The sequence below is a fragment of the Streptomyces sp. NPDC001070 genome, from assembly GCF_053598835.1.
Window position 1 is genome coordinate 138230 of the sequence record NZ_JBSFLB010000006.1, and the last position, 24293, is coordinate 162522.

24 protein-coding genes are annotated in these 24293 nt (G+C 72.1%); 11 read left to right on the top strand and 13 right to left on the bottom strand.

Annotated elements, in window-relative coordinates:
* Positions 1–64: 64 nt before the first annotated feature.
* Together ACWDAS_RS09820 and ACWDAS_RS09825 are read left to right on the top strand one after the other, a co-directional pair.
* Entirely contained in the window at positions 65–580 is a 516-nt protein-coding gene (locus ACWDAS_RS09820) for a MarR family winged helix-turn-helix transcriptional regulator (RefSeq protein WP_450388347.1), read from the top strand.
* Positions 581–724: 144 nt separating this feature from the next.
* Positions 725–1168: a DUF4234 domain-containing protein gene (locus ACWDAS_RS09825; RefSeq protein WP_450388348.1), complete on the top strand. Its 444-nt coding sequence runs from the start codon at positions 725–727 to the stop codon at positions 1166–1168.
* Positions 1169–1644: 476 nt separating this feature from the next.
* Here the strand turns inward: ACWDAS_RS09825 and ACWDAS_RS09830 are convergent, their stop codons facing one another.
* On the bottom strand, positions 1645–2814 hold the full coding sequence (locus ACWDAS_RS09830; RefSeq protein WP_450388349.1) for a D-alanyl-D-alanine carboxypeptidase family protein: 1170 nt from the start codon (positions 2812–2814) through the stop codon (positions 1645–1647).
* 127 nt (positions 2815–2941) lie between these two features.
* Between ACWDAS_RS09830 and ACWDAS_RS09835 the strand changes: the two genes are divergently transcribed.
* Entirely contained in the window at positions 2942–3826 is an 885-nt protein-coding gene (locus tag ACWDAS_RS09835) for a hypothetical protein (RefSeq protein WP_450388350.1), read from the top strand.
* Positions 3827–3829: 3 nt separating this feature from the next.
* Here the strand turns inward: ACWDAS_RS09835 and ACWDAS_RS09840 are convergent, their stop codons facing one another.
* From ACWDAS_RS09840 to ACWDAS_RS09850, 3 genes are read right to left on the bottom strand one after another with little or no spacing between them, the layout of a single operon-like run.
* Positions 3830–4528, bottom strand: coding sequence for a hypothetical protein (locus ACWDAS_RS09840; protein ID WP_450388351.1), 699 nt, complete (start codon positions 4526–4528; stop codon positions 3830–3832).
* A 47-nt stretch (positions 4529–4575) separates the two neighbouring features.
* The gene (locus ACWDAS_RS09845) at positions 4576–4887 is read right to left on the bottom strand and encodes a hypothetical protein (RefSeq protein WP_450388352.1); all 312 of its coding nucleotides are present in this window, start codon (positions 4885–4887) and stop codon (positions 4576–4578) included.
* A gap of 19 nt (positions 4888–4906) precedes the next feature.
* Positions 4907–5503 (bottom strand): hypothetical protein, encoded by a 597-nt coding sequence (locus ACWDAS_RS09850; RefSeq protein ID WP_450388353.1) that lies wholly within the window; start codon positions 5501–5503, stop codon positions 4907–4909.
* A 223-nt stretch (positions 5504–5726) separates the two neighbouring features.
* On the opposite strand from ACWDAS_RS09850, the gene ACWDAS_RS09855 reads away from it, so the two are divergent.
* The gene (locus ACWDAS_RS09855; protein ID WP_450388354.1) at positions 5727–8162 is read left to right on the top strand and encodes a DUF4132 domain-containing protein; all 2436 of its coding nucleotides are present in this window, start codon (positions 5727–5729) and stop codon (positions 8160–8162) included.
* A 245-nt stretch (positions 8163–8407) separates the two neighbouring features.
* On the opposite strand, the gene ACWDAS_RS09860 is transcribed toward ACWDAS_RS09855, so the two are convergent.
* From ACWDAS_RS09860 to ACWDAS_RS09880, 5 genes are all read right to left on the bottom strand, one after another.
* Positions 8408–9166: a succinate dehydrogenase iron-sulfur subunit gene (locus ACWDAS_RS09860; RefSeq protein WP_450388355.1), complete on the bottom strand. Its 759-nt coding sequence runs from the start codon at positions 9164–9166 to the stop codon at positions 8408–8410.
* On the bottom strand, positions 9166–10920 hold the full coding sequence (sdhA, locus tag ACWDAS_RS09865; RefSeq protein WP_450388356.1) for a succinate dehydrogenase flavoprotein subunit: 1755 nt from the start codon (positions 10918–10920) through the stop codon (positions 9166–9168). Before sdhA ends, ACWDAS_RS09860 begins: the two co-directional genes overlap by 1 nt.
* Before the next feature lie 28 nt (positions 10921–10948).
* Entirely contained in the window at positions 10949–11419 is a 471-nt protein-coding gene (locus ACWDAS_RS09870) for a succinate dehydrogenase hydrophobic membrane anchor subunit (RefSeq protein WP_450388357.1), read from the bottom strand.
* Between the two features lie 8 nt (positions 11420–11427).
* The gene (sdhC, locus tag ACWDAS_RS09875) at positions 11428–11808 is read right to left on the bottom strand and encodes a succinate dehydrogenase, cytochrome b556 subunit (protein ID WP_078620037.1); all 381 of its coding nucleotides are present in this window, start codon (positions 11806–11808) and stop codon (positions 11428–11430) included.
* A 125-nt stretch (positions 11809–11933) separates the two neighbouring features.
* Positions 11934–12701: a 2-oxo-4-hydroxy-4-carboxy-5-ureidoimidazoline decarboxylase gene (locus tag ACWDAS_RS09880; protein WP_450388513.1), complete on the bottom strand. Its 768-nt coding sequence runs from the start codon at positions 12699–12701 to the stop codon at positions 11934–11936.
* 97 nt (positions 12702–12798) lie between these two features.
* On the opposite strand from ACWDAS_RS09880, the gene ACWDAS_RS09885 reads away from it, so the two are divergent.
* From ACWDAS_RS09885 to ACWDAS_RS09905, 5 genes are all read left to right on the top strand, one after another.
* Positions 12799–14352 (top strand): family 20 glycosylhydrolase, encoded by a 1554-nt coding sequence (locus tag ACWDAS_RS09885; RefSeq protein ID WP_450388358.1) that lies wholly within the window; start codon positions 12799–12801, stop codon positions 14350–14352.
* Between the two features lie 296 nt (positions 14353–14648).
* Entirely contained in the window at positions 14649–15176 is a 528-nt protein-coding gene (locus ACWDAS_RS09890; RefSeq protein ID WP_450388514.1) for an RNA polymerase sigma factor, read from the top strand.
* Between the two features lie 51 nt (positions 15177–15227).
* A complete protein-coding gene (locus ACWDAS_RS09895; protein WP_450388359.1) occupies positions 15228–15860 on the top strand; it encodes an RNA polymerase sigma factor in 633 nt (210 codons plus the stop codon).
* Positions 15857–16894 carry a hypothetical protein gene (locus tag ACWDAS_RS09900; protein ID WP_450388360.1) on the top strand — a complete coding sequence of 346 codons (1038 nt, stop codon included), beginning with the start codon at positions 15857–15859 and terminating at the stop codon, positions 16892–16894. Before ACWDAS_RS09895 ends, ACWDAS_RS09900 begins: the two co-directional genes overlap by 4 nt.
* A 338-nt stretch (positions 16895–17232) precedes the next feature.
* Positions 17233–17658, top strand: a complete 426-nt coding sequence (locus ACWDAS_RS09905; RefSeq protein ID WP_450388361.1) for an SRPBCC family protein — start codon at positions 17233–17235, stop codon at positions 17656–17658.
* On the opposite strand, the gene ACWDAS_RS09910 is transcribed toward ACWDAS_RS09905, so the two are convergent.
* On the bottom strand, positions 17649–18527 hold the full coding sequence (locus tag ACWDAS_RS09910; RefSeq protein ID WP_450388362.1) for a L,D-transpeptidase family protein: 879 nt from the start codon (positions 18525–18527) through the stop codon (positions 17649–17651). The genes ACWDAS_RS09905 and ACWDAS_RS09910 overlap by 10 nt on opposite strands.
* A 125-nt stretch (positions 18528–18652) precedes the next feature.
* Here ACWDAS_RS09910 and ACWDAS_RS09915 point away from each other — a divergent pair, with 125 nt between their 5' ends.
* Positions 18653–20233 carry an acyl-CoA mutase large subunit family protein gene (locus ACWDAS_RS09915; protein WP_450388363.1) on the top strand — a complete coding sequence of 527 codons (1581 nt, stop codon included), beginning with the start codon at positions 18653–18655 and terminating at the stop codon, positions 20231–20233.
* Position 20234: 1 nt separating this feature from the next.
* On the opposite strand, the gene ACWDAS_RS09920 is transcribed toward ACWDAS_RS09915, so the two are convergent.
* The 3 genes from ACWDAS_RS09920 to ACWDAS_RS09930 are packed head-to-tail and all read right to left on the bottom strand — an operon-like array spanning position 20235 to position 22778.
* Positions 20235–20402: a hypothetical protein gene (locus ACWDAS_RS09920; RefSeq protein WP_450388364.1), complete on the bottom strand. Its 168-nt coding sequence runs from the start codon at positions 20400–20402 to the stop codon at positions 20235–20237.
* 52 nt (positions 20403–20454) lie between these two features.
* A complete protein-coding gene (locus tag ACWDAS_RS09925; protein ID WP_450388365.1) occupies positions 20455–21798 on the bottom strand; it encodes a polysialyltransferase family glycosyltransferase in 1344 nt (447 codons plus the stop codon).
* Positions 21798–22778: a glycosyltransferase family 2 protein gene (locus ACWDAS_RS09930; RefSeq protein ID WP_450388366.1), complete on the bottom strand. Its 981-nt coding sequence runs from the start codon at positions 22776–22778 to the stop codon at positions 21798–21800. Before ACWDAS_RS09930 ends, ACWDAS_RS09925 begins: the two co-directional genes overlap by 1 nt.
* A 187-nt stretch (positions 22779–22965) precedes the next feature.
* On the opposite strand from ACWDAS_RS09930, the gene ACWDAS_RS09935 reads away from it, so the two are divergent.
* Complete coding sequence (locus ACWDAS_RS09935; RefSeq protein ID WP_450388367.1) at positions 22966–24273, top strand: DUF6716 putative glycosyltransferase; 1308 nt, start codon at positions 22966–22968, stop codon at positions 24271–24273.
* Positions 24274–24293 lie beyond the last annotated feature (20 nt).

Genomic DNA, 24293 nt, shown 5'->3' on the forward strand with positions numbered 1-24293 from the left:
ACCGCAATGTATTTTGTCACCGAATTATTCGCCACCGAAATATACCGCGCCATAGGATTCCGCCATGGACTCCGACGCCGAGGACGCCGCGGTGGAACGGGACTGGACCGACGGGCACGTGGCGCGCTGGCTGCCCCTCCTGCCGGACCTCGACCCCGACATCGAGGGCGCCGTCACCCGCATGAAGCTCGTCACCAGCCATCTGCGCAAGGTCCGCGAGCAGTCGCTGGTCGACTTCGGCCTGCAGCGGCACGAGTTCGACACCCTGCACGCCCTCGCCGGCCGCGGCGGCCGCGCCGCGCCCTCCGAGCTCGCCGCGGACCTCGACCTGGCCCCCGCCTCCGTCACCGGCCGCCTCGACGTCCTCGAGGGCCGCGGCTACGTCCGGCGCACCCACTCCACCGCCGACCGCCGGCGGATCGACGCGGAGCTCACCGACGACGGCCGGGCCACCTGGCACGGCGCCATGGACGTCCTCGGCCACGAGGAGTGCCGGCTGCTCGGGGCCCTCGACGCCGACGAGCGCCGGCACCTCTCCGACCTGCTGCGACGCGTCATGGTCGTGGCGGAGGACGGCTGATCACAGGATCCGGGAAGATCCGACACCCTGTGCGAAATTTGTGAGCGTTCGCCACTGACAGGCCGCCGAGCAGCCAAGTAGCTTTACCTTCACTTCGGCACGCATCCGCTCCGCCACCTGCCGAGGGCTCGACCTGGGGGCAGCATGTTCAGCGAGGACCGCTACCGGACCCTCCCGTACCCGCGCGGCCCCTTCCCGGGCTTTCCCGTATCGGCGCGCGCGGGACTCGCCACGCCGTCCGGCGACATGCGCCGTCCCGGGACGGTCTGGCTTCTCGGGCCCGCCACCTTCGGCGTGTACTGGCTCGTCTGGTACTACCGGGCCAACAAGGAACTGCGCGACTTCGACCCCGGCATCCAGGTCCGCCCCGCCCTCGCCGTCCTCGCGGTCAGCCTCGGCGCGCTGCTGCTCGTGCCCGCCGTCGTCTCGCTCTACAACACCGGCTGCCGCATCGCCCGCGCCCAGCGCCGCGCGGGCCTCCACGAGACGGTCTCGGGCCTCAAGGGGCTGCTGCTGGTGCCCGCGCTCGGGCTGACCCCCTTCTACTACCAGGAGCAGCTCAACCAGGTGTGGGTCGCCCGGAACTGAGGCTCGGCTCGCACGGCCCCTTCCGCGGGGGTGCCTCCCCGGGCCGCCTCGACCGGTCACCTGGTGGCGCTGCCCAGGTTCGACGAGCGCGCCCACCCTCAACCAGGTCGGCAGCGGCGGCGTGTCCGGCACGGCGTTCGCGAGGCGGGAGCCTCCTCCGCGTCAGCGGTACGTACAAGACGGCGTAGGGCCCCGGAGGGCTCGGAGGAGTACCGGAGCACCGGCCCAGGACGATCAGCGCCAGCGCGCGACCCCCTCGGTGGATCCGCGATGACAACCAGAACGCGCCGTCTACGACGGCGTCCGCGCCGACCGCCGGCTGCCCGTGAGACCGGGGGCCGACAGCATCGACGGCACTGGAGCGTTCCCGCCGGCAGGTGCCCGCCGTGGCGCTCACCGGGCTGCCGGCGCCGGTCCTCGCCGTGTACGGCGCCTTCGCCGGGTGAGCCGCGCCCCGCGCCCGCCGGACGGCGACCTCAGCGGGCGCGGCGCGGGCCGCCGCGCCCGCGCCGCCGTTCGCCGGAGGCCGCCGGCTTCGGCAGGGGCCGCCGCCTGATCGCCAGGATGAACGCCGCGACCATCGCCACCAGAACGGTCTCCGTGCCCGGGCCGATCCAGGACGCCTTCGGCCGGTCCGGGGCCGCCGCGGGCCGCGGGCCGCGGCTGTCGCCGGGCGGCCCCCCGGCCATCGCGCGCACCTGGCTCAGCGTCGGCACCAGTTCCCCGACCGGCTCCACGCGGCCCACCGCGTCGAATCCCCAGTCCAGCAGGTCGGCCGCCTCCCGGTACACCTCGTCGTACCCCGATTCCGGGTGCATCACGGTCACCAGCAGCGTCCGCCCGTCGCGCTCCGCCGCGCCGGTGAAGGTGTTCCCGGCGTTGGTGGTGTAGCCGTTCTTCACCCCGATCATGCCGTCGTAGTCGCCGAGCAGCCGGTTGGTGTTCTGGATCTCGAAGGTCGCGCCCTTCTCGCCGGGGAAGCGCGCGACCTGCGTCCCGCAGTAGTACCTGAAGTCCGGGTTGCGCAGCCCCGCCCGCGCGAAGAGCGTCAGGTCGTACGCCGACGACAACTGGCCGGGCGTGTCATAGCCGTCCGGGCTCACCACGTACGTGTCGTTCGCCTGCAGCTCCCGCGCCCGCGCCCGCATCTCGCGGACGGTCTTCTCCACGCCGCCGTTCAGCGAGCACAGCACGTGCACCGCGTCGTTCCCCGACCGCAGGAACACTCCGAGCCACAGCTGCTCGACCGTGTAGCTGATCCCCGCCTCGATCCCGACGAGACTGCTCCCGGCTCCTATGTCGGCGAGATCCGCGTGCGTCACCTCGTGCCGCATCCGCCGCGGGAACCGCGGCAGCACCGTGTCGGCGAACAGCATCTTCAGGGTGCTCGCCGGAGGCAGGGGCCAGTGCGCGTTGTACGAGGCCAGCACTTCCCCGGTGTCGGCGTCCGCCACGATCCAGGAGCGCGAATTCGTCTCGGGCAGCCTCGGCGCCCCGGCCGCCACCTGCACCCCGCGCTGCCCGAGCCGGTGGCCGCCCACCACGGATCTACCGGCCGCCACGGCCTTCCCGGCGGGCAGCAGCGCGGCAGCCACGCCGAGCCCGAGGACGGCACGTCGCGGCGGTGTGAGGGGTGTCGCGGCCATGGGGGGACGGTACAAGCTGCGGACCCCGACAACCGAACCAGGGGCACGCCTGCTGCCCCCCGGTCGGCCCAGCGCATACTGGGTGCCTTGATGCGAATGGGGGAAGGGCGGGAACCCGTTGCGCCGGATGCTGGCCGTGCACTTCGTGCCGAGCGCCCTCTTCATCGCGTACACCTGGGCCCTGACACGGGCGGGCGCGTTCTCCGGCCGCGCCCGATGGCGCCATGCCCTCCCCGGCACCCCCGCCTCGACCGCGGCCGCACTGCTCGCGATCTCCGCCTGCGCCGCCCTGCTGGGCCTGCTGCTGCACCCCTTCCAGGTGCGGGCCGTCCGGGTACTGGAAGGCTACTGGGACCGGTGGGCGCCGACGTCGAGGCTGGCGGGGGTGCTGGCGGAGTACCAGCGGCGCAAGTGGCTGGTTCTGCTCGACGCCACCACACGCGAGGCGGCAGCCGCGGAGAGCCTCGCCGGCCAGAGCCTCCGTGAGCAGATACGCGCACAGGACGCCCTCGCCCGGCTCGAACGCGACCGGCACCAGGCCGTACGGCGGCTCTCCGCCCTTCCCCCGGGCAACGTGCTGCTTCCCACCGCCCTGGGAAACGCCCTGCGCGCCGGAGAATTGAGGGCGGGGGAACGCTACGGCCTGGCGACGCTGGCGTCCTGGCCGCGCATCCTGCCCCAGGTGTCCGGGCGCCTGGCCGCCGCGCTGGGCTCCGCCCGCGACTCGCTGGACACCGCGGTGAACCTCTGCCACTGCTTCCTCGCCTGCTTCCTGGCCGGGGCGGTGGCGCTGCACGACGAGCCGGGCCAGTGGTGGCTCCTCGCGGCATTCCTTGCGGCCGCTGCACTCGCGTACAAAGGGGCGGTGACGGCGGCCCAGGCCTACGCGGGGCTGATGTACGTGGTCTACGACCTCCACCGGTTCGACCTGGCCACGGCACTGGGCCACGAACTCCCCGACCACGAGGGCGAATGGGACCTGTTCCGGCGGATATCCGACCGCCTGCGATGACCGCTACGCCCGCACGAGACTGACCGCGCCGGCCAGCCCCAGCAGATGGAGGCCCACGCCGCCGGCCTCCGCGTCGATGGCGTCCCGCGGTCCGGTGTCGGTGACACGGGTGAGAACCATGCCCGTCGTCCTTACCGTGACCGGCCAGCTCCGGGGCACCGTCAGATGCACATGTCCCGCGATCGCCGTGATGTGGACGGTTACGTCACCGTCGAGCGCCGAGCCGGTGAGGTCCGCGCGGATCTCGCCTGCCACGGCGCGCAGTTCCAGGCGCGGGTGGCGCGTGCGCTCGCCGATCGCCCCCGGGCCGTCGATGCGGCCCGTCGCCAGGAACCGCGTCCAGCTCCTGTCCTCCGGTCCCCCGAAGGGGCGCAGCAGCGCGACACCCACCAGTACGAGCGACGCGGGCAGTACGACGTTCACCAGGATGTGGCGGTTGACGGCGTGGCCGGAGGCGAGCCCGGCGAGAGCGACGGCGGCCAGCACGCCCGGCGCTATGAGGGAGCTGACGGCGACGAAGGACCGCACGAGATTGAGCAGCGCCAGCACCAGCAGCAGCCAGGGCCACCACGTGGTGGCCCATTCCGCCGCCGCGCGCACCCGGTGCAGCGTGTCACCGGCGGCGAAGCTCCCGAGCGCGAGTGCGCAGAGACCCAGCCACGGGGAGGGACGATGCCCCCGTTCCCTGTCCGTCCGAGCCACGCGCGCCATCGTAGTGGCGGGCGTGGCTCAGGTTGTCGACCGGGTGACTAGTCCCGACGGCGGGCCTCGTTGAGATCGGCGAGGGCCTTTTCCAGACGGGGTCGCGGATTGCGGCCTCCGGCCGCGGCCGCGTTGTGGACCGAGGGCGGCAGGTCTCGATACCGGCAACTCTGTGCGTGGTCGACCCTGTACTTGTCCGCGTACGACGAGATCGCCGCCTTTCCCTGGTGGAGTGCCTCGGCCCACGTCGTGGTCGTGTCGCCGGCCGCCTCCTCCTTGGGAATCTGTCCGAAGCATCCGGATCCCGAACACTCCCGGGTACGGAGCCGCTTGTTTCCGGCAATTCCCGGAAGGGTCATGGCGTGCATTTCCATCGCTCTATGCCTCTCTGGATTCGTCGGATGTGGACTCGAATTCATGGAGAGTGGCGTCGCGCTCGGCGTACTGCCCTCTCTGGGTGTAGAGATAGGCGATCCACGCCATGTCCGCCACTGTGCATACGAGGACCATGGAGAAGGCGACCCAGCGCCAAACCCCCTGCTTGTCGCCGTGTGCAGGAGCCAGTGCGAGGGATATGCCCACTCCCAGAAGCAGAGTTCCCGTGTTGAAGCACGCCACGGCCCGCCCTGTGAAGCGCTCCCATCTTTCGAAGTCCTGTTGTTGCCGATGGCACAGTTCTTCGTGGATGCCGGATCCGCGATGGACGTCGAGCCCGTACCAGACGTCGATGTCTTGTACGGAGTAGTAGAAATGGCGGGCGTAGTAATGCAGTTGAATGCTTGCCACAAGGGACAGTGATGCCGCGACGAGGACGAGAAGTGTCGGTCCCGACCAGAGGAAGGTGTCCGCATCGGCACCCGCGACCACGCCGGCCAGTGCCAGCGCGGCGGCTGTCAGCATCGGGGCCGCGATGGAGTGGGCTTCCTGGGCTGCGTGACCGATACCCAACGGCTGCGGGCGCCTCAGCGTTGCCATGATTCCCCCCACAGGAACTCCCCGGCATCCTGCTCGGAGCATGACAGATCGTTAATAAGCACGCCATGGGGCAAATCAAGCCATGAAGACGGCGCTCGAGGCGTTGTCAGAGTCCGGTTCTACGCTCTGGGGGCATGGGGACTGTGACGGCCGTCGGGGAGACGGCGACGGGGGCGCGGCGCGGGGCATGGGAACTCGCGGCGGCGGGAGGGGCGGGTGGACGATGACCGGGCTTGCGGTGCACTACCCGAGCGCGATCGCGCGGGTGCGGGAGCTGATCGCGCGGGGGGACACGGAGGCCCTGGCGGCCCACGTCACATGGATCGGCGCGGCGAGCGCCCACCGCTGGGACGACACCGAGACGCGCACCGTGGTGGACCTGCTGCGCGCGATGCCGGTCGGCGAACGCAGCCGCCTGGCCGCCGTGCTGAACCGGAGTAACCCGGACCGGGTGCTGCCGGGACTGATCACGCAGGGGCTCGCGAAGGCCGCCGAGATCGAGTTGCGGCGCGAGGAGCTGGAGCACTTCGGCCGCCAGTACGTGACGCACTGGCCGGAAAAACTGGTGTCGCTGGTGGAGGCCGAGCGCGCGGCCGCCCGCGAGGTGCCGGACGCGGTCGTCGCCGTCATCCGGCGGACCACGCTCGTCGAGTACTGGTACGACTCGCCGCTCGACACGCTCAGCACCGCGCTCACCCACCCCGTGCTCAACCCCGGCGAGGCCTGGGCCGACATCGCCCTGGCACACCTCGCCGAGGCGGGCACCGCCTGGGAGAGCCTGCTGCGGCACGCGCTGACGGCGACCGCGACCCGCCCGGCCGCGAAATGGGAGCGGGCGGCGCGGGCGCTGGTCGACGGGATCGGGGCCGAGGAGGTGCGGCGGGCCGTCGTGTCGTGGCTCGCCCTCGTGGGGCGTCCGCGGACCCGGCCGTACGAGGACCCGGACGGCGTCCACAACGGCGGCTACGACCCCTACAACGCCACCGCGTTGCGCGGTCTGATATGGCTGCTGCCCCTGCTGCCGCCGCACCCCGGCGCCGCACGCGCCCTCGGCGCGCTCGTCGAGACGTCGCTGCGCAAGGTGCCCGGCACCGGCCCGCGCGGGCCCAAGGTCGCGAACGCCGCCGTGCTGGCGCTGGCCCGCTGCGAGGGCGATGAGGCGCTCGCCGAACTCGCCGGGCTCGGCGCCCGCGTGACGTACAAATCGACGCTCAAGCAGATCGAGGCCGCGCTGGAGGACCGGGCGAGGGCACGAGGGCTGGGCCGCGACGACGTCGAGGAACTCGCCGTTCCGGGGTACGGGCTCGGCGAGCCGGGGCAGGGCGTCCGGCACCGGCTGGGCGGCTTCACGGCGGAGCTGTCGATCCGTGACGGGCGCGCCACGCTCGCGTGGCACAACGCCGCCGGCAAGGCCCTGAAGGGCGCGCCCGCGGCCGTGCGCCGTGACCACGCGGAGGAGCTGGCGGGGCTCAGGACGAGAGTGAAGGACATCGACAAGACGCTGTCCGCCCAGGCCGAGCGCCTGGACCGGCAGTTCCTGCAGCGGCGCGCATGGCCGTACGCCGCCTGGCGGGAGCGCTACCTCGACCATCCGCTGCTCGGCACCCTCGCCCGGCGCCTGCTCTGGACGGTCGACGGGGTCCCGTGCGGGCACGCCGACGGCGCCCTGCGCACCCTCACCGGCGAGCCGGTCCCGGTCACCGAGGGCGGCACCGTCGAGCTGTGGCACCCCATCGGGCGCGACCCCGCCGAGATCACCGCCTGGCGGGGATGGCTGGAGCGGCACGGCATCACCCAGCCCTTCAAGCAGGCCCACCGCGAGGTCTATCCGCTCACCGACGCCGAACGCGCCACCGCCACGTACTCCAACCGCTTCGCCGCCCACATCCTGCGGCAGCACCAGTTCCACTCCCTGGCCGCCGTCCGCGGCTGGCGGAACCGCCTGCGCCTGTGCGTCGACGACACCTTCCCGCCCGCCACGCGCGAGTTGCCGCAGTGGGGGCTGCGGGCCGAGTTCCTCGTCGAGGGCGTCGACGAGGGCGAACTGAGCCACTCCGGCAGCTATCTGCACGTCGGCACCGATCAGGTGCGCTTCTATCCGCTGGACGCCCCGGAGAACCGCGCCCAGGCCGGCAGGGGCGACTACCGCATGGCACGGCGGCACGTCGACCCGCTCGCCCTGGAGGACATCCCGCCCCTCGTCCTCAGCGAGGTCCTGCGCGACGTGGACCTCTTCGTGGGCGTCGCCAGCGTCGGCAACGACCCCACCTGGCAGGACGGCGGACCCGGCGGCCGCCACCGGGACTACTGGACGTCCTACGGCTTCGGCGAGCTCACCCCCGGCGCCGAGACCCGCCGTGAGGTGCTGGCCCGGCTGCTCCCCAAGCTCGCCATCGCCGACCGCTGCCGCATCGAAGGCCGCTTCCTGCACGTCCGCGGTGTCCGGCACACGTACAGGATCCACATAGGCTCCGGCAACGTCCTCATGACCCCGGACGACCGCTACCTCTGCATCGTCCCGGCCGCCAACGGCGGTGCCCCGGAGGCCGGCTACCTGCCCTTCGAGGGCGACCGCATGCTGACGGTGATCCTCAGCAAGGCGCTGCTCCTCGCCCGCGACACGGAGATCACCGACCCGACGATCGTGAGCCAGCTGTGAGCCGGCCGCAGACGTTCGACCCCTCGCGCTCGCCACCCACGGGGGCGGCGCCGGTGGGGGCGGCTACGGCGTGTGGCACATCCAGGCCGTCCGCGGCCTCGCCTGGCTGCGGAGGCTCGCGGGGCGCGTCGGCCACACGGTCACCCGCAAGCAGATCCGCAGGGAACCGACCGCGTGAACGCCCGAGGGCCCCGCACCCGGCGAACCGGGTGCGGGGCCCCTCGGGGAGGCCTCGGGAGGAGGGATCAGAAGCGACGCGTGATGAGCGCGCGCTTCACCTCCTGGATGGCCTTGGTGACCTCGATGCCGCGCGGGCACGCGTCGGTGCAGTTGAACGTGGTCCGGCAGCGCCAGACGCCGTCCTTGTCGTTCAGCACCTCGAGCCGCTGCTCGCCCGCCTCGTCGCGCGAGTCGAAGATGAAGCGGTGGGCGTTGACGATGGCCGCCGGGCCGAAGTACTGGCCGTCGTTCCAGAAGACCGGGCAGGACGACGTGCACGCCGCGCACAGGATGCACTTGGTGGTGTCGTCGAAGCGCGCGCGGTCCTCGGGGGACTGCAGGCGCTCACGGGTCGGCTCGTTGCCCTTGGTGATCAGGAAGGGCATGACGTCCCGGTAGGCCTGGAAGAACGGGTCCATGTCGACGACCAGGTCCTTCAGCACCGTCAGACCCTTGATGGGCTCGACGGTGATGGGCTTCTCGGGGTTGATGTCCTTGATCAGGGTCTTGCAGGCCAGGCGGTTGCGGCCGTTGATGCGCATGGCGTCGGAGCCGCAGATGCCGTGGGCGCAGGAGCGACGGAACGTCAGCGTGCCGTCCATGTCCCACTTGATCTTGTGGAGGCCGTCGAGGACCCGCTCCTTGGGGTCGATCTCGAGCTGGAAGTCCTGCCACGTGGCCTCCGCCGAGACCTCCGGGTTGAACCGGCGGATCCGGAAGGTGACCGTGATGTAGGGCGAGGCCTGGGTCTCGGCCTCGGCCTTGTCGAGGGTCGCGGTGCTCATCAGTACTTACGCTCCATGGGCTGGTAGCGGGTCTGCACGACCGGCTTGTAGTCGAGACGGATCGCCTCGGTGCCGTCGGCACCCACTTCGCGGTACGCCATCGTGTGCCGCATGAAGTTGACGTCGTCGCGGTTCGGGTAGTCCTCGCGGTAGTGGCCGCCGCGTGACTCCTTGCGGGCGAGGGCGGAGACCGCCATGACCTCGGCGAGGTCGAGCAGGTTGCCGAGCTCGATGGCCTCGAGCAGGTCGGTGTTGAACCGCTTGCCCTTGTCCTGGATCGACACGTTCTTGTACCGCGCGCGCAGCTCGCCGATCTTCTCGACCGCGGTCTTGATCGTCTGCTCGGTGCGGAACACCATCACGTTGGCGTCCATGGTCTCCTGCAGCTCCTTGCGCAGCTGCGCGACCCGCTCGTTGCCGGTGGAGGTGCGCAGCGCCTCGACCTGGTCGGCCACGAACTGCGCCGGGCTCTCGGGGAGCTCGACGTAGTCGTTCTCGGCGGAGTACTCGGCGGCGGCGATGCCGGCGCGACGGCCGAAGACGTTGATGTCGAGCAGCGAGTTGGTGCCGAGCCGGTTGGCGCCGTGCACGGAGACGCAGGCGACCTCGCCGGCCGCGTACAGGCCCGGGACGACGGTGGTGTTGTCCGACAGGACCTCACCCTCGACGTTGGTCGGGATGCCGCCCATGGCGTAGTGCGCGGTCGGCTGGATCGGGATCGGGTCCGTGTAGGGCTCGATGCCGAGGTAGGTCCGCGCGAACTCGGTGATGTCCGGGAGCTTGGCGTCCAGCTGCTCCGGCGGCAGGTGGGTCAGGTCGAGGTAGACGTGGTCGCCCTCGGGACCGCAGCCGCGGCCCTCGCGGATCTCGGTGTAGATCGCGCGGGAGACGACGTCACGCGAGGCGAGGTCCTTCATGACCGGCGCGTACTTCTCCATGAAGCGCTCGCCGTCCTTGTTGCGGAGGATGCCGCCCTCGCCGCGGGCGCCCTCCGTCAGCAGGATGCCCATGCGCCAGATGCCGGTCGGGTGGAACTGGAAGAACTCCATGTCCTCCAGCGGCAGACCGCGGCGGTAGACGGCGGCCTGGCCGTCACCGGTGAGGGTGTGCGCGTTGGAGGTGACCTTGAAGAACTTGCCGGTGCCGCCGGAGGCGTACACCACGGCCTTCGCCTGGAAGATGTGGATCTCGCCGGTGGCCAGCTCGTACGCGACGACGCCGGCGGACTTCTTGACGCCGTCCTCCTCGACGATGATCTGGTCGAGGACGTAGAACTCGTTGAAGAACTCCACACCCTCCTTGACGCAGTTCTGGTACAGCGTCTGGAGGATCATGTGACCGGTGCGGTCGGCCGCGTAGCAGGCACGGCGGACCGGGGCCTCGCCGTGGTTGCGGGAGTGGCCGCCGAAGCGGCGCTGGTCGATCCGGCCCTCGGGGGTGCGGTTGAAGGGCAGGCCCATCTTCTCGAGGTCGAGGACCGCGTCGATGGCCTCCTTCGCCAGGATCTCGGCGGCGTCCTGGTCGACCAGGTAGTCACCGCCCTTGATCGTGTCGAAGGTGTGCCACTCCCAGTTGTCCTCCTCGACGTTCGCGAGGGCCGCGGCCATGCCGCCCTGGGCGGCGCCGGTGTGGGAGCGGGTGGGGTAGAGCTTCGTCAGCACGGCGGTGCGGCTGCGCTTCGTCGCCTCGATGGCGGCGCGCATGCCGGCGCCGCCGGCGCCGACGATGACGGTGTCGTACTTGTGGATCTGCATGAGGGGTCGCTTCCCTGTCCAGCCCTGGCTAGCGGATGTTCGGGTCGAAGGTGAAGATCACCAGCGTGCCGAGGATGATCGTGAACGCGGTCGCGGTGTAGACCAGCATCTTCAGCCAGAAGCGGGTGTTGTCCCGCTCCGCGTAGTCGTTGATCACGGTGCGCAGGCCGTTGCCGCCGTGCAGCATCGCCAGCCACAGCATGAGCAGGTCCCAGGTCTGCCAGAACGGCGAGGCCCAGCGGCCGGCGACGAAGGCGAAGCCGACCTTGGTCACGCCGCCGTCGAGGACGAGCTGGATCAGCAGGTGACCGATGACCAGGACGACGAGGACGATGCCGGACAGGCGCATGAAGAGCCAGCCGTACAGCTCGAAGTTCGTCCGGGTGCTGCGCGGCGTCCGCTTGGTGCGGGCGCGCGGCGCCTCGATCAGGGGGGCCGGGTTGTCGGGGCCGTAGGCGGCGCTGGAGGAGCTCAGCTCCACGTGGTCGGTTGCGGACATGACTTCGCTCAGCTCCCGAACAGCACTCGTGCGGCGTGGCCGAGGACGGGGTAGATGGCCCCGATCATCAGCACGACCCAGATTCCGACGACCGTCCACAGCATCTGCTTCTGGTACTTCGGGCCCTTGGACCAGAAGTCGACGGCGATGACGCGCAGGCCGTTCAGAGCGTGGAAGAGAACAGCGGCGACCAGCCCGTACTCGAGCAGGCTGACGATGGGCTGCTTGTAGGTGTTGACGACCTTGTCGTAGTCCTCGGGGGAGACACGCACCAGTGCGGTGTCGAGGACGTGGACGAACAGGAAGAAGAAGATGAGGACACCGGTGACTCGGTGAGCCACCCATGACCACATGCCTTCCCGGCCGCGGTACAACGTTCCAGCCGGCACGGAAAAAACCCTCCGGGAGCGGATGTGGGGCCTGCCGGCTTCGGGGTCGGTCGGCCCGGCCGGGTACGGTCCTCCGGCCCTGGCCATCGTAGCGACGCCTTGTCGGCTACGTCCTGCCGGGTCCTTCAGGTGTGATCGATCCCGCACGTGTGGGTGTATCGCCCGGGCACCCCGGCCCGGCCCGGGGCGGCGCCAAGGGCCAGTCCCGCCAGGCGGGATCGGGTCATGCGGCGCAGCTCGTCCGCGGCGGTGACGCGCTCCTCGTCCGGGTCGTTGCAAAGGCGCTGACGGAGTGACGCGAGCAGTCGGTCGAGGGATTCGTCGGGGTGCACCCCGTCGAGGGACAGCACGAAGACATGACCGAAGCGGGCCTCGTACGCGGCCTGCGCGGCGCGGAGCGCCGTGTGCGCGGCGAGGCTGCCGCGGGTGGGCGCGGCGTCGGGCGGGGCACCGGCCGCCTCGGCGGCGAGCGCCTCCGCCAGGTCGGCGGGCGCGAGGTCGTACGCGGCCTCGTCGGCGGCGGCCAGCAGCGCGTCCAGATCGGGGTAGGGGCGGTGCGCGGCGACCCTGCGGGCCCAGCGCAGGCTGCCGCAGCACTTCAGCAGGGCGGCCTCGGCCGCCCCGGGGGAGGCGCCGTTGAGCTGCTGCAGGCCGTGGGGGAGTCCGGAGCGTGCCGCGGGAGCCGGACGGGCCGCCCGGCCACGGGACTGTGCCGGGAGGTGCGCCGGGGCCCTCGGGGGGACGGAGGGAGTGTCGCTGGACAGCGGTGGGCTCCTGGGAGGGAACGCGGGACGACTGTGGGGGAACCGCGAGGCGACTGCGCGGCGTGAACAAGGGTGGGACGACGAGTGACGTCCACCGTATCGGCCTATGTTCGGCCGTGTGCGACGGATGCACGAATTTCACTCGTACGGGAACGAAAGTGCACGCCTGGCCTCGGTCCGCACGGCGGGAGCCGCACAACGGGCATAACTTCGGATCATGTGGCAGATGCGGGCGAAACGTGCGTCGGCGTACGCGGCGGCGGCCGTACTGACCGCTGTGCTCGGAGCCGGTCCGGCGCTCGCGGCCACCCCCGGGGCCGGCGATCCCGGCGCCCCGCCGCCCGGGGGGCCGCGGGCATCCGCCCAGTTCCCGTCGATCCCCGCCGTGCGCTCCTTCACCCCCGCCGCGGGCGTCGCCGCCTTCGTGCCGGGCTCGGGCTCGCGGGTGGTCGCGCCCGCCGGGGGACCGCTGGAGGACGAGGCCCGGCTCCTCGCGGGGGAGTTGCGGCGCCCGTACGCCAGTGGGCCCGCCCGACCCGGGGACATCGCACTTTCACTCGAACGGAGTAATGCGGGTCCGGAATCGTACGAGATGACAAGTTCGGCCCGCGGGGTGACAGTACGCGCCGGCACCGACGCCGGGGTCTTCTACGGCACCCGCACCCTCCTCCAGGCGGTCCGTGCCACCGGAGGCGTACCGGCCGGCACCGTCGAGGACCGTCCGGACCGCCCGGAACGCGGGCTGATGGTCGACATCGGGCGCAAGTACTTCAGCCGCGCGTGGCTGGAGGCCCGGGTCCGCGAGCTGGGCGACCTGAAGTACAACCAGCTCCACCTCCACCTCAGCGACGACCAGGGCTTCCGCGTCGAGAGCGACAGCCACCCCGAGATCGTCTCGTCCCGGCACCTGTCCAAGGCCGACATCCGCGCGGTCGTCGACCTCGCCGCGCGGCTGCACATCACCGTCGTCCCCGAGATCGACAGCCCCGGCCATCTGGGCGCCGTGCTCGACGCCCACCCCGACCTCCAGCTGCGCTCCGCGGACGGCACCGCGGTGCGCGGCGCGCTCGACATCTCCCGGCCCGGCGCGGCACGCGTCGTCGACGACCTGATCAAGGAGTACGCCCCGCTCTTCCCGGGCGCGTACTGGCACATCGGCGGCGACGAGTACGGGCCGCTCGTGGCGGACGACCCGGAGGCGTCCTTCCCGCAGCTCGCCGCGTACGCGCGCGAGCGCTACGGCCCGGACGCGAGCGTGGCCGACGCCGCGACCGGCTGGCTCAACGACCGCGCCGCCACCCTGCGGGCGCTCGGCAAACGGGTCGAGGCCTGGAACGACGGCTTCTCCGACAGCGCCCGGGTCGCCGCCGACCCGGACCGGGTGGTGGCCTACTGGTCCAGCAACAAACTGCGCGGGCGGCTGCCCGAGGACTTCCTGCGCGAGGGCAGGCGGCTGCTCAACCTCAACTCCTGGTACCTCTACTACGTCCTCGGCGCCCCGGCGAACTTCCCCTACCCCAGCGGACGGCGCATCTACGAGGAGTGGACACCTGCCGTCGTCTACCGCGACCGCGCCGTGCCCGAGGCGCTCGCGGGACCGGACCGCATCGTCGGCGCGCGGCTGGCCGTCTGGTGCGACCGGGCGGACGCCCAGACCGAGGCGGAGGTGGCGGCCGGCATCCGGATGCCCCTGCGCGCGCTCACCCAGAAACTCTGGGACCCCGGTCCGCCGGTTCTCACCTGGCAGGACTTCACCGACCTCGCCGCCAGGACCGGCTGAGCCGGCCCGGTCACCGCACGGGACCCGGTGGGACAGGGGCGCGGGCGAGGAGTGCCGCGGGCGAGGAGGGGGAGGACGAAAGTGAAGCGGCCGAAGTCCGCCTCCCCCCACAGGAGCGTCTTCGGCCGCTTCTGTTTGTTAAAGCGCCGGCGAGGCCGAAAATGTCACACCCATCGCCAGGCGGGCCGACAGGTGTGACGATTCCGTGCGAATCCACGCTGTACAGGATGTCGGCGATTCGAGAGGACAGTGTGGTTAGCAACGGGGGGCGCCACGACCCGCGGACCGACCGCGACATGGAGCTCGGGGCCGCGGTCCGGCGTGCCCAGGACGGGGACGAGTACGCCTTCGCGGTCGTCTACCGGCTCGTCCAGCCGCTGCTGCTGGGCTACGTGCGCAGTCTCGCCGGCGACGACGCGGAGGACGTCACCTCCGAGGCATGGCTCGAAATCGCCCGTGACCTGGGGCGGTTCCGCGGTGACGGGGCGGGCTTCCGGGCCTGGGCCGCGACCATAGCCCGACACCGCGCGCTGGACCACCTGCGGCGCCAGGACATCCGGCCCCGCGCGCGTGCCCTCGACCCCGAACTGCTGGACCTCCCCGCCGCGGAGGACACCGCCGACCGCGCGCTGGAGGCGCTCTCCACCGAGCGGGCGCTGGCCCTGATCGCCTCGCTCCCGCCCGACCAGGCGGAGGCGGTGCTGCTGCGCGTCGTCGTCGGGCTGGACGGGGTGTCCGCCGCCCGGGTGCTGGGCAAGCGGGCCGGGGCGGTCCGCACGGCGGCGCACCGGGGACTGAAGCGGCTCGCCCGGCTGCTGTCATGACCCGTTGTGACCCGCGGGTACCCGCCCCCAGGGGCTCTCCGAGCGCACACCATGGGGCAGTATGGTGCGCGATTCCGAGGGGGAGGCTCGAACGTGGATTTGGCGACCGCGGTACGCGCGGCGCAAGAAGGGGACGAGGACGGCTTCCGGTTCGTGTACCGAGCGGTGCAGCCGCATTTGCTGCAGTACGTACGCTCGCTGGTCGGCGCGGGGGACGCCGAGGACGTGGCGTCGGAGGCGTGGCTGCAGATAGCACGTGACCTGCCGGGTTTCCGCGGTGACGGGGACGCGGTGCGCGGATGGACGGCACGGGTGGCCCGCAACCGGGCGCTGGACCATCTGCGGGCGGTGGGCCGCCGCCCGCTGTCGGCCGGCGGGGTCGAGGAACTGGTCGACCGGCCCGCCGGATCGGACACCGCCGAGGAGGCGGTCGCCGCGGTCGGCACCGGGGCCGCGCTGGCGGCCATCGCGGCCCTTCCCCAGGACCAGGCCGAGGCCGTGCTGCTGCGCGTCGTGATGGGCCTGGACTCCCGGTCGGCGGCCGAGGTCGTCGGCAAACGGCCCGGTGCGATGCGCATGGCCACCAGCCGCGGCCTGCGCCGTCTCGCTGAACTGCTGGATTCCGACGGCGGGTCGTCAAGTGTGACGTTTTCGGCGTCCCGAACGCTTGAGGACATGAGATGAGCGATAACCGAGGACACGACTGGCTGGACGACGCCACCGCCGAACGGCTGCTGCGGGGTGCCCACGGTGACGACCGCGTGGACGAGGCGTGGCGGGACGAGCGCGCCGCGGCGCTGGCCGGCCTGCTGGCGGCCGCCGCCGCTCCCGCGCCCCTCGATCCACGACGGGAGGAAGCGGCCGTCGCCGCCTTCCGAGCCGCGCGCGACAAGGACGCGCTCTCCGGGGGCGTCGCGGGTGTCCACGGCGGCCGTGCGGCCGACGACTGGTCCCCGGACGCCGGTTCCGCCGGTCCCCGGGCCGGTTCCGGGGCGGGGGGAAGTCGTTCGGCCCGTTACTCCAGGAGGCTGACGGGCACCCTGATCGCGACCGCCGCGGTGGCCGGGGTGGGTGTCGCCGCCGCGGCCGGAGCGCTGCCAGCCCTGCTGGGCGACGGCGTCCCGAGCCCGACCCCCGTCCACACCCGGGGCGCCGCCACCGACGCGTCGGACAGCGGTCCGGTGACATCCGGCCGCACCGCCTCGCCCACCTCCCGGCCCGGCCACGGCCCTGAGCGCCCGGCCGGCGGCGCCACCGGCAAAGACTCCGTCGTCACTCCCGGCCGGCCGGCCGGGACGCCGGCCTCGACGGCCGCCGCGGACTACACGGCGTTGTGCCGTGCTTACGCCGCGGCCGGCTGGCACCGCAAGAACATGGACGAGCAGGCCTACAAGCAGCTGCGCAAGGCGGTCGGCGGCGGCCAGGGCCAGGTCCGCCGTTACTGCGCCGGCCGGCTCGGCTCGAACGCGGGCACCCCCGGGAGCACGGGGAACACGGGAAGCGCGGTGAACGGCGGGAAGACGGGCAAAGAGGGTAAAACAGCCAAAGCTGACAAGGTGGGCGACGACGACTCCCAGGACGGCCACGGTCGTTGGAGGAATCGCTCCGGCGGACATCACCGCCACGGGGGACACGGCTCCCGCCGCGGCTCGGAAGACCGGTCCGCCGCGCCGTCCGACGGACGCTCGGGATCCTTTTCCGGCCACGGGGACGAGTGACACTTCTCGGCCGCCGCGCGCTGTAAGAGATGGGCCGACTGGTCATCGGCCGAGCGGATCCGGGTTCTCCCCGTGCCCATGGGTCCGCGCCCGAGCGCGGCCGGGTCGTACCCCCTCCCGGCCGCGCTCCCGGGCGCAGGCGGTCCGGGGTGTGACACTTTCGGTCTCCCGGGCGCTTTAACCAGTAGACCGACTGGTCATCGGTCGAGGGGCTGCCCGGTCCCCCCGTATCGGGCCCCCAACGAGGGACGTGGGTGGAGCGCTTTCCCCCCGCTCCGCCCGCGTCCTCACACCGCGTTCCGCGTGCCGCGCCGTGGAGACGCCGTAGAGTCGGGGCCGTGATCTTCCGGATCGAGCGGGACTGCCCCCTTCCCACCGCCGAGGCCTGGCGCAGGGTCACCGACTGGGAACGCCATGCCGCGCTGGTGCCCCTCACCACCGTCGTGATCACGGGCGAGCGGTCGTTCACGGCGCGCACCGGTCACGGGCGGGCCGCCTTCGACGACCCCATGGAGATCGTGCGCTGGGAGCCGCCGGACGCGGGCGGCGGGCCGGGGCGGTGCCGGCTGGAGAAGCGCGGCCGGGTGGTGCTCGGCTGGGCCGAGATCGAGGTGCGGCCGCACGAGGCGGGATCCCGTGTCGTGTGGTGCGAGGACCTGCGGGTGCGCCCGCTGCCCGGGGTGCTCGACCGGCCCACGGCGTGGGCCGGCCGGCTGCTGTTCGGGCGGGCGCTGGACGGGCTCCTGGCCCGGCCTCACCAGTAGACGACGACCTTGTCGCCGATCCTGACCTGGTCGAAGAGCGCCGAGATCTTGCCGAGGTCACGCACGTTGACGCAGCCGTGCGAGGCCCCTGCGTAGCCGCGGGCGGCGAAGTCGGCGGAGTAGTGGACCGCCTGGCCGCCGCTGAAGAACATCGCGTACGGCATGGGTGTGTGATAGATCGTCGACACGTGGTGGCGGCTCTTGGCGAAGACGCTGAACGTGCCCTCGCGGGTGGGCGTGTACTGGGAGCCGAAGCGGACGTCCATCGCCGAGACGACCTTGCCGTCGACGACCCAGGCGAGCGTGCGGCTGGTCTTGCTGACGCACAGCACTCGGCCGGTCATGCAGCGCGGATCCAGCTTGGCCACCGGGTTGCTGGCCGGCGGGTACATGGCGGCGCGGGTGGGCTGCCGGGTGACCGAGCGCAGCTTCGCCCAGGTGGCGTCGGTGACGGTGCCCGAGGCGGCGAGTCCGTGACGGGACTGGAAGGAGCGCACGGCGGTGGTGGTGACGCTTCCGTAGTAGCCGGTCGGGTTGCGGCCGAAGAGGCCGAGTTGCCTGAGCCGGGCCTGCAGTTCGCGGACGCGGGCGCTGTTGCTGCCCTGTGCGATGACGACGGCCGGACGGGGGGTGCGATCGGCCTGCGGCTTCTTCGTGGCGGACGGTGAGGCCGTCGGCGAGGCGGAGCCGGCGCCCGGGCCCGCGCTCGGCGCCGACGGGCTCGCGCTCGGGCCCGCGGTGTCCCGCGCGGCGGATGCCCTGGCGGTGGGCTCGCTCGCCTGGGCCGTGCAGCCGGCCAGCAGGGCCCCGGTGAGAAGCGCGGCGGCCGCGGCCGCCGCGCGCGATCTTGCGACGCGTATGAGTGCCACTTCGTCCCCCTGGAGAAAAGTCGGTACTCCCTTTGACTGATTTCCCTGGCATGTAGTTGCACCAACCCGGGCACCGATCGCCGCACACTGAGGGAAGGGGGATCGAGTCGCTGGAGGCATGACGCATGGCACGCGAGTCCGAATCCGGTCTGCCGATCGAGCCGGTCTACGGCCCCGACGCCCTGGACGGCTGGGACCCGGGCGAGCGGCTCGGTGAGCCGGGCGGCTATCCCTACACCCGCGGCGTGTATCCGACGATGTACACCACGCGGCCCTGGACGATGCGCCAGTACGCCGGTTTCGGCACCGCCGCCGAGTCCAACGCGCGCTACCGGCAACTGATCGCCCACGGCACCACCGGGCTGTCCGTCGCCTTCGACCTGCCCACCCAGATGGGGCACGACAGCGACGCCCCGCTCGCCCACGGCGAGGTCGGCAAGGTCGGCGTGGCCATCGACTCGGTCGAGGACATGCGGGTGCTGTTCGACGGCATCCCGCTGGACCGGGTCTCCACGTCGATGACGATCAACGCGCCAGCCGCCCTGCTGCTCCTGATGTACCAGTTGGTCGGCGAGGAGCAGGGGGTGCCCGCCGACCGGCTCACGGGCACCATCCAGAACGACGTGCTCAAGGAGTACATCGCCCGCGGGACGTACATCTTCCCGCCCAAGCCCTCGCTGCGGCTGATCGCGGACCTCTTCCGCTACTGCCGCTCCGAGATCCCCCGGTGGAACACCATCTCCATCTCCGGCTACCACATGGCCGAGGCCGGCGCCTCGCCCGCGCAGGAGGTCGCCTTCACCCTCGCCGACGGCATCGAGTACGTCCGTACCGCCGTCGCCGCGGGCATGGACGTCGACGACTTCGCGCCCCGGCTGTCCTTCTTCTTCGTCTCGCGGACGACGCTCCTGGAGGAGGTCGCCAAGTTCCGTGCCGCGCGCCGTATCTGGGCCCGCGTCATGCGCGAGGAGTTCGGGGCGAAGAACCCCAAGTCGCACATGCTGCGCTTCCACACCCAGACCGCGGGCGTCCAGCTGACCGCCCAGCAGCCGGAGGTGAACCTGGTGCGGGTCGCCGTCCAGGGCCTGGCGGCGGTGCTGGGCGGCACGCAGTCGCTGCACACCAACTCCTTCGACGAGGCGATCGCGCTCCCCACCGAGAAGTCCGCGCGTCTCGCGCTGCGCACCCAGCAGGTCCTGGCGTACGAGACCGACGTGACGGCGACCGTGGACCCCTTCGCCGGGTCCTACGTCGTGGAGTCGATGACCGACGACCTGGAGGCGGCCGCGCTGGAACTGATGGGCAAGGTGGAGGAGCTCGGCGGGGCGGTGAGCGCGATCGAGCACGGCTTCCAGAAGTCCGAGATCGAGCGCAGCGCCTACCGGATCGCCCAGGAGACCGACTCCGGCGAGCGGGTGGTCGTCGGCGTCAACCGCTTCCAGCTGGAGGAGGAGGAGCCCTACGAGCCGCTGCGCGTCGATCCCGCGATCGAGGCCGCCCAGGCCGAGCGGCTTGCCGCGTTGCGCGCCGCACGGGACCGGCGTGCCGTGGACACGGCGCTGTCGGCGCTGCGGAAGGCCGCCGAGGGCACGGAGGACGTCCTGTACCCGATGAAGGACGCGCTCCGCGCCCGTGCCACGGTGGGCGAGGTCTGCAACGCGCTCCGGGAGGTCTGGGGTACGTACGTCCCGGCGGACGCCTTCTGAGTCACCCGGCGAAGCGGGCGAGCCAGGAGGTGACCCGCTCCGGGCCGTGCGCGGCCAGGCCGATGCGGCCGTCGGGGCGGATCACGAACAGGCCCTCGCCGTACGCCCGGTGGACCGGGTCGCCGGGCCCGGCACGGTGCGTGCGGACGAACCCACGGCCGGAGCGCAAGCGGCCAGGGGCCGGCACGGTCGTCCGCGCCGGCCCCTCGGCAGTCGCCCGGTCAGCCGCGGGCGGTCACGTGCTTGATCCGCCGCGCGACCCTGCGCACGGTCGGGTTGTTCGGCAGGAACGCCAGCTGCGACGGCACGGCCCCCGGGAGGGTCAGCGTGGCCAGCCGGCGCCGCTTGAAGTAGCGCCAGGTGCCGGTGTCCAGGCTGCTCGACAGGTAACGGACGGCGTCGTCACGCAGGTGAGCGTACGTCCGGTGCTGCATGCAGTAGCCCACGGCGCCCAGCAGCGGGGTCAGGTCGCGCTCGACCCGCTCCGCCGTCGGCGGCCGCCACGCCGCGAGCGCCTCGCGGTCCTCCAGGTCCGGCAGCATGCGGTCGGCGATGGTGACGGGCACGCGATTGCCGTTCTGGTACGGCGCCAGCCGGTCCAGAACCAGGCCGGTGCCCGTCCGGGCGACCGGCAGTCCGTACAGCGCCGACGCGGTGAACAGCGCGGTGGAGAAGCAGCCGACGACCAGCCGCGGGCGGGCGCGCGCGAAGAGCACCTCCGCGAGCTGGGACGCGTCGGCCACGGTCAGCTCCGCGCCGAGCGCCTCGGCCTCCCGCTCCAGCAGCCGCGACCAGTGCGCCGGAGCCGTCGGATGCGGCTTGAAGACGATCGTGCGGTGCCCCGCCGCGACCGCGCCCCGCAGCATGCGGATGTGCAGCTCCTCCTCCTGGGCGGCGGTGAGGATGTCCAGCGCCGACAGGTACTGGCCCAGCAGCAGCGCGCCGCCCTCGGGAAGGGCCGCCGGGGCCCGGTCGTACTCCGCGATCTGCGTGAGGACCTTGGTGAAGGACCCGGCCGGGACGAGCACCGCCGGGACGCCGTGCTCCGACAGCAGCAGGGGCCGCAGCCCCGGGACGAGGTCCAGGTGCAGCAGCCGGTTCACCCGGGTGATGACCAGCGAATCCAGCTTGTCCCGGGTCGGGCCGTAGGCCATCAGGCCGTCCGCGTACACCTCGACCGGGGCGCCCTGGAAGACGTCCACCAGCGTCAGGGCCGGGGCGACGTGCAGGGACTCGACGACCAGCTCGATCTCGTCCTCGCCGAGGCCCCACAGCCGCCGCAGATGACGCTCCCACAGCGGCACGTCGTCGGGGCGCGGCGACCAGCCGGACGGGTGCAGCGGGGCGATCGTGTCGTTCCACGAGAGCACCCGGTCGAAGCGGCCGCGCAGCGCCCCGAAGCCCGGCGCCGTGTCCAGGGCCGGGGAGGTCTCGGGGACGGCGGCGTTGTTGCTGACCAGCAGCACCCGGCGGCGGGCCGGGGCGAACAGGCCGGCGTCCAGCGCGGCGGCCAGCGTGGCGGCGCCGAACAGCGTCGACGCGAGGAACAGCTGTGTACGGGGCATCACGCGGCCACCGCCATGGCGCCGCCGAACCGCCGGCGCATCCGGCGCAGACGCACGCTGCGCTCCATGTCCATCGAGTCCAGCACCTCGTTGAGGATGTCCTGCGGCATCTGCCGCAGGGCGGCCGCGCTCAGCGACTTGAGCCTGCGCGCGACCTGGGGCTCGTAGCGACCCATCGCGCCGAGGTGGTGCGCGATCACCGCGCAGTAGGTGCGCACGGCCTTGGGCAGGAAGCGGGCGGCCTCGGGGTCGGCCGCCGTCTCGGCGAGCACCTGGTCGAAGGAGCGGATGAAGTCCAGTTGGCGGATGTCGCCGATCTGGGTGAGCGAGGTGGCCACCCCGCGCCGGTAGAAGACGCCGAGCAGGCCGACGACCGCGAAGGACTTCGCCTCGAGGTGCAGCCGCCAGATCCACGGCCGGTCCTCGGCCGTCCGCAGCCCGTCGGCGAAGTGCAGCAGCCCCGCGTCGACGAGCCGGCGGTGGTAGATGCCGGCCCAGGCGTACGGATAGTCCACCGAGGTCGTCCGGTCGGCGGGCAGGATCGCCTCGCGCGGGTCGAGGGCGACCCCGCGGCGACCGTGCGGGACCCGGGCGACGGTGCGCTGGCGCCCGTGGGAGACGACGTGGTCGGTGCGCACGAAGTCGGTGCCGAGGGTCTCGATGGCCTCCAGCAGGCGGGGCAGGTAGCCCTCCGCCAGCCAGTCGTCGCCGTCGAGGAAGGTCAGGTACTCGCCACGGGCGGCGTCGATGCCCGTGTTGCGGGCGGTGGCGAGACCGCCGTTCTTCTCGTGGGAGATCAGTATCGCCCCGGGCAGGTCGGGCAGCGCCCGCTCGAGAATCCTCGGCGTCTCATCCGTGGCGCAGTCGTTCACCAGAATGAACTCGAAATCCTCGCGGGCATTGGCGTGAAGACTTCTCAACATGTCAGGAGCAAAAGCCTGCACGTTGTAGAACGGGACGATGACGGAGAGCTTAACCACGTCTCGCACTCTAGGGGGCGGGTCGCCCCAGGTCCTGACACGCCCCCCACTCCAAGGTGAACGGAAAATGTCGGAGGCGTGAATCCGTTTCCCGGGGAGGCCGATTCCTCATTCGGCGGCATGTTGTTAACTCTCCGTTGGTATTGCGTTGGAGACCCGCTAGGAATGCATTCCTAGCGTCTCCGGCGTGCCAGCAAGTACCGCCGACCCGATCAGGGTCACCGTCCTCGCCGACTCGGACACCCGATGGAAATGGGGTGCGCTGACGGCGCGCCGCATCGCCCCGGAGGCGCGGCTCGACGCCCGCCTGCTCCGGGGCCGGGCGACCCCGACCGAGCGCCAGCTCGCGGAGGTCGGCATCCCCGCCGACTCGATGCGAGAGGTCACGGCGGCACAGTTCCTGGCCGCGACCACCCGCGACACCGCGGACGTCGTCGTGCTCTCCTGCGTCGGCGGCACGGTCCAGGCCATGCTGCACGGACTCGCGCGCGCCTGGGAGGGCACCGCCCGCCGTCCGGTGGTCGTCACCGGCTACGTCGGGGTCGTCTACGAGAAGCTCGCCGACGGGCTGCTGCTGCGCGCCGGCGCCGACGCCGTGCTCGCCAACAGCGCCCACGACGCGCGGCGCTTCCGCGATGTGTACGAGGGCGTCGGCGCGGACGCCGGGACCGTTGTGGAGACCGCGCTGCCCTTCCTGGAGGGCACGGCGTACGAGCCCTCCCGCGACCGGCCGTTCACGGTGGTCTTCGCCGTCCAGCCGTCCGTCCCGGACACCCGCAGGGACCGTACCTACCTGCTGCGCCGCGCGGTTGACCACGCCCGCTTCCACCCGGAGCGCGAGGTGCTGGTCAAGCTCCGCAGCAAGCCCGGCGAGCACACCACGCACATCGAGGAACAGCCGTACCAGAAGCTGGTCGCCAAGCTGGACCCGCCGAAGAACCTCAAACTCGTCTACGGGCACATGGGCGAGGTCCTGGACCGCACCGACCTGCTGGTGACGGTGAGTTCGACGGCGGCGCTGGAGTCCATGCACCGCGGGATCCCCACCGCCGTCCTCACCGACCTCGGGATCCGCGAGGCGCTCGGCAACCACCACTTCCTCGGGTCCGGGGTCTACGCCTCCTGGGACCAGATCGACGCCGGCGAGGTGCCGCGGGTGCGCCCCGAGTGGGCCCGCGCCCAGGGCATCGCCTCCGGCGGCGATCCCTTCCGCGCCGTGCGCGAGCGCGTCACGGAGCTGGCCGCCTCCCCCCGGCTCCCGCCGCTGGCGCCGTACTACACGACCACGACCGCGCCCGGGTACCTCCCCGGCGTGCTCGCCCGCCACGGCCTGGACCCGAAGGGCGAGCCCCTGCCCGGTGCCGCGGTCGAGCCCACCGAGCCGAGCGCGCTGCGCCGCGCCGTGCGTGACATCGCGCGCAACTCCGCGCGTGCCGCGTACCGACAGGGCGTCCAGCGCGTCGCGCCCGTGATCCGCCGATGGGGCCAGCTGTGAATCCGCCCCTCAAGTCGCAA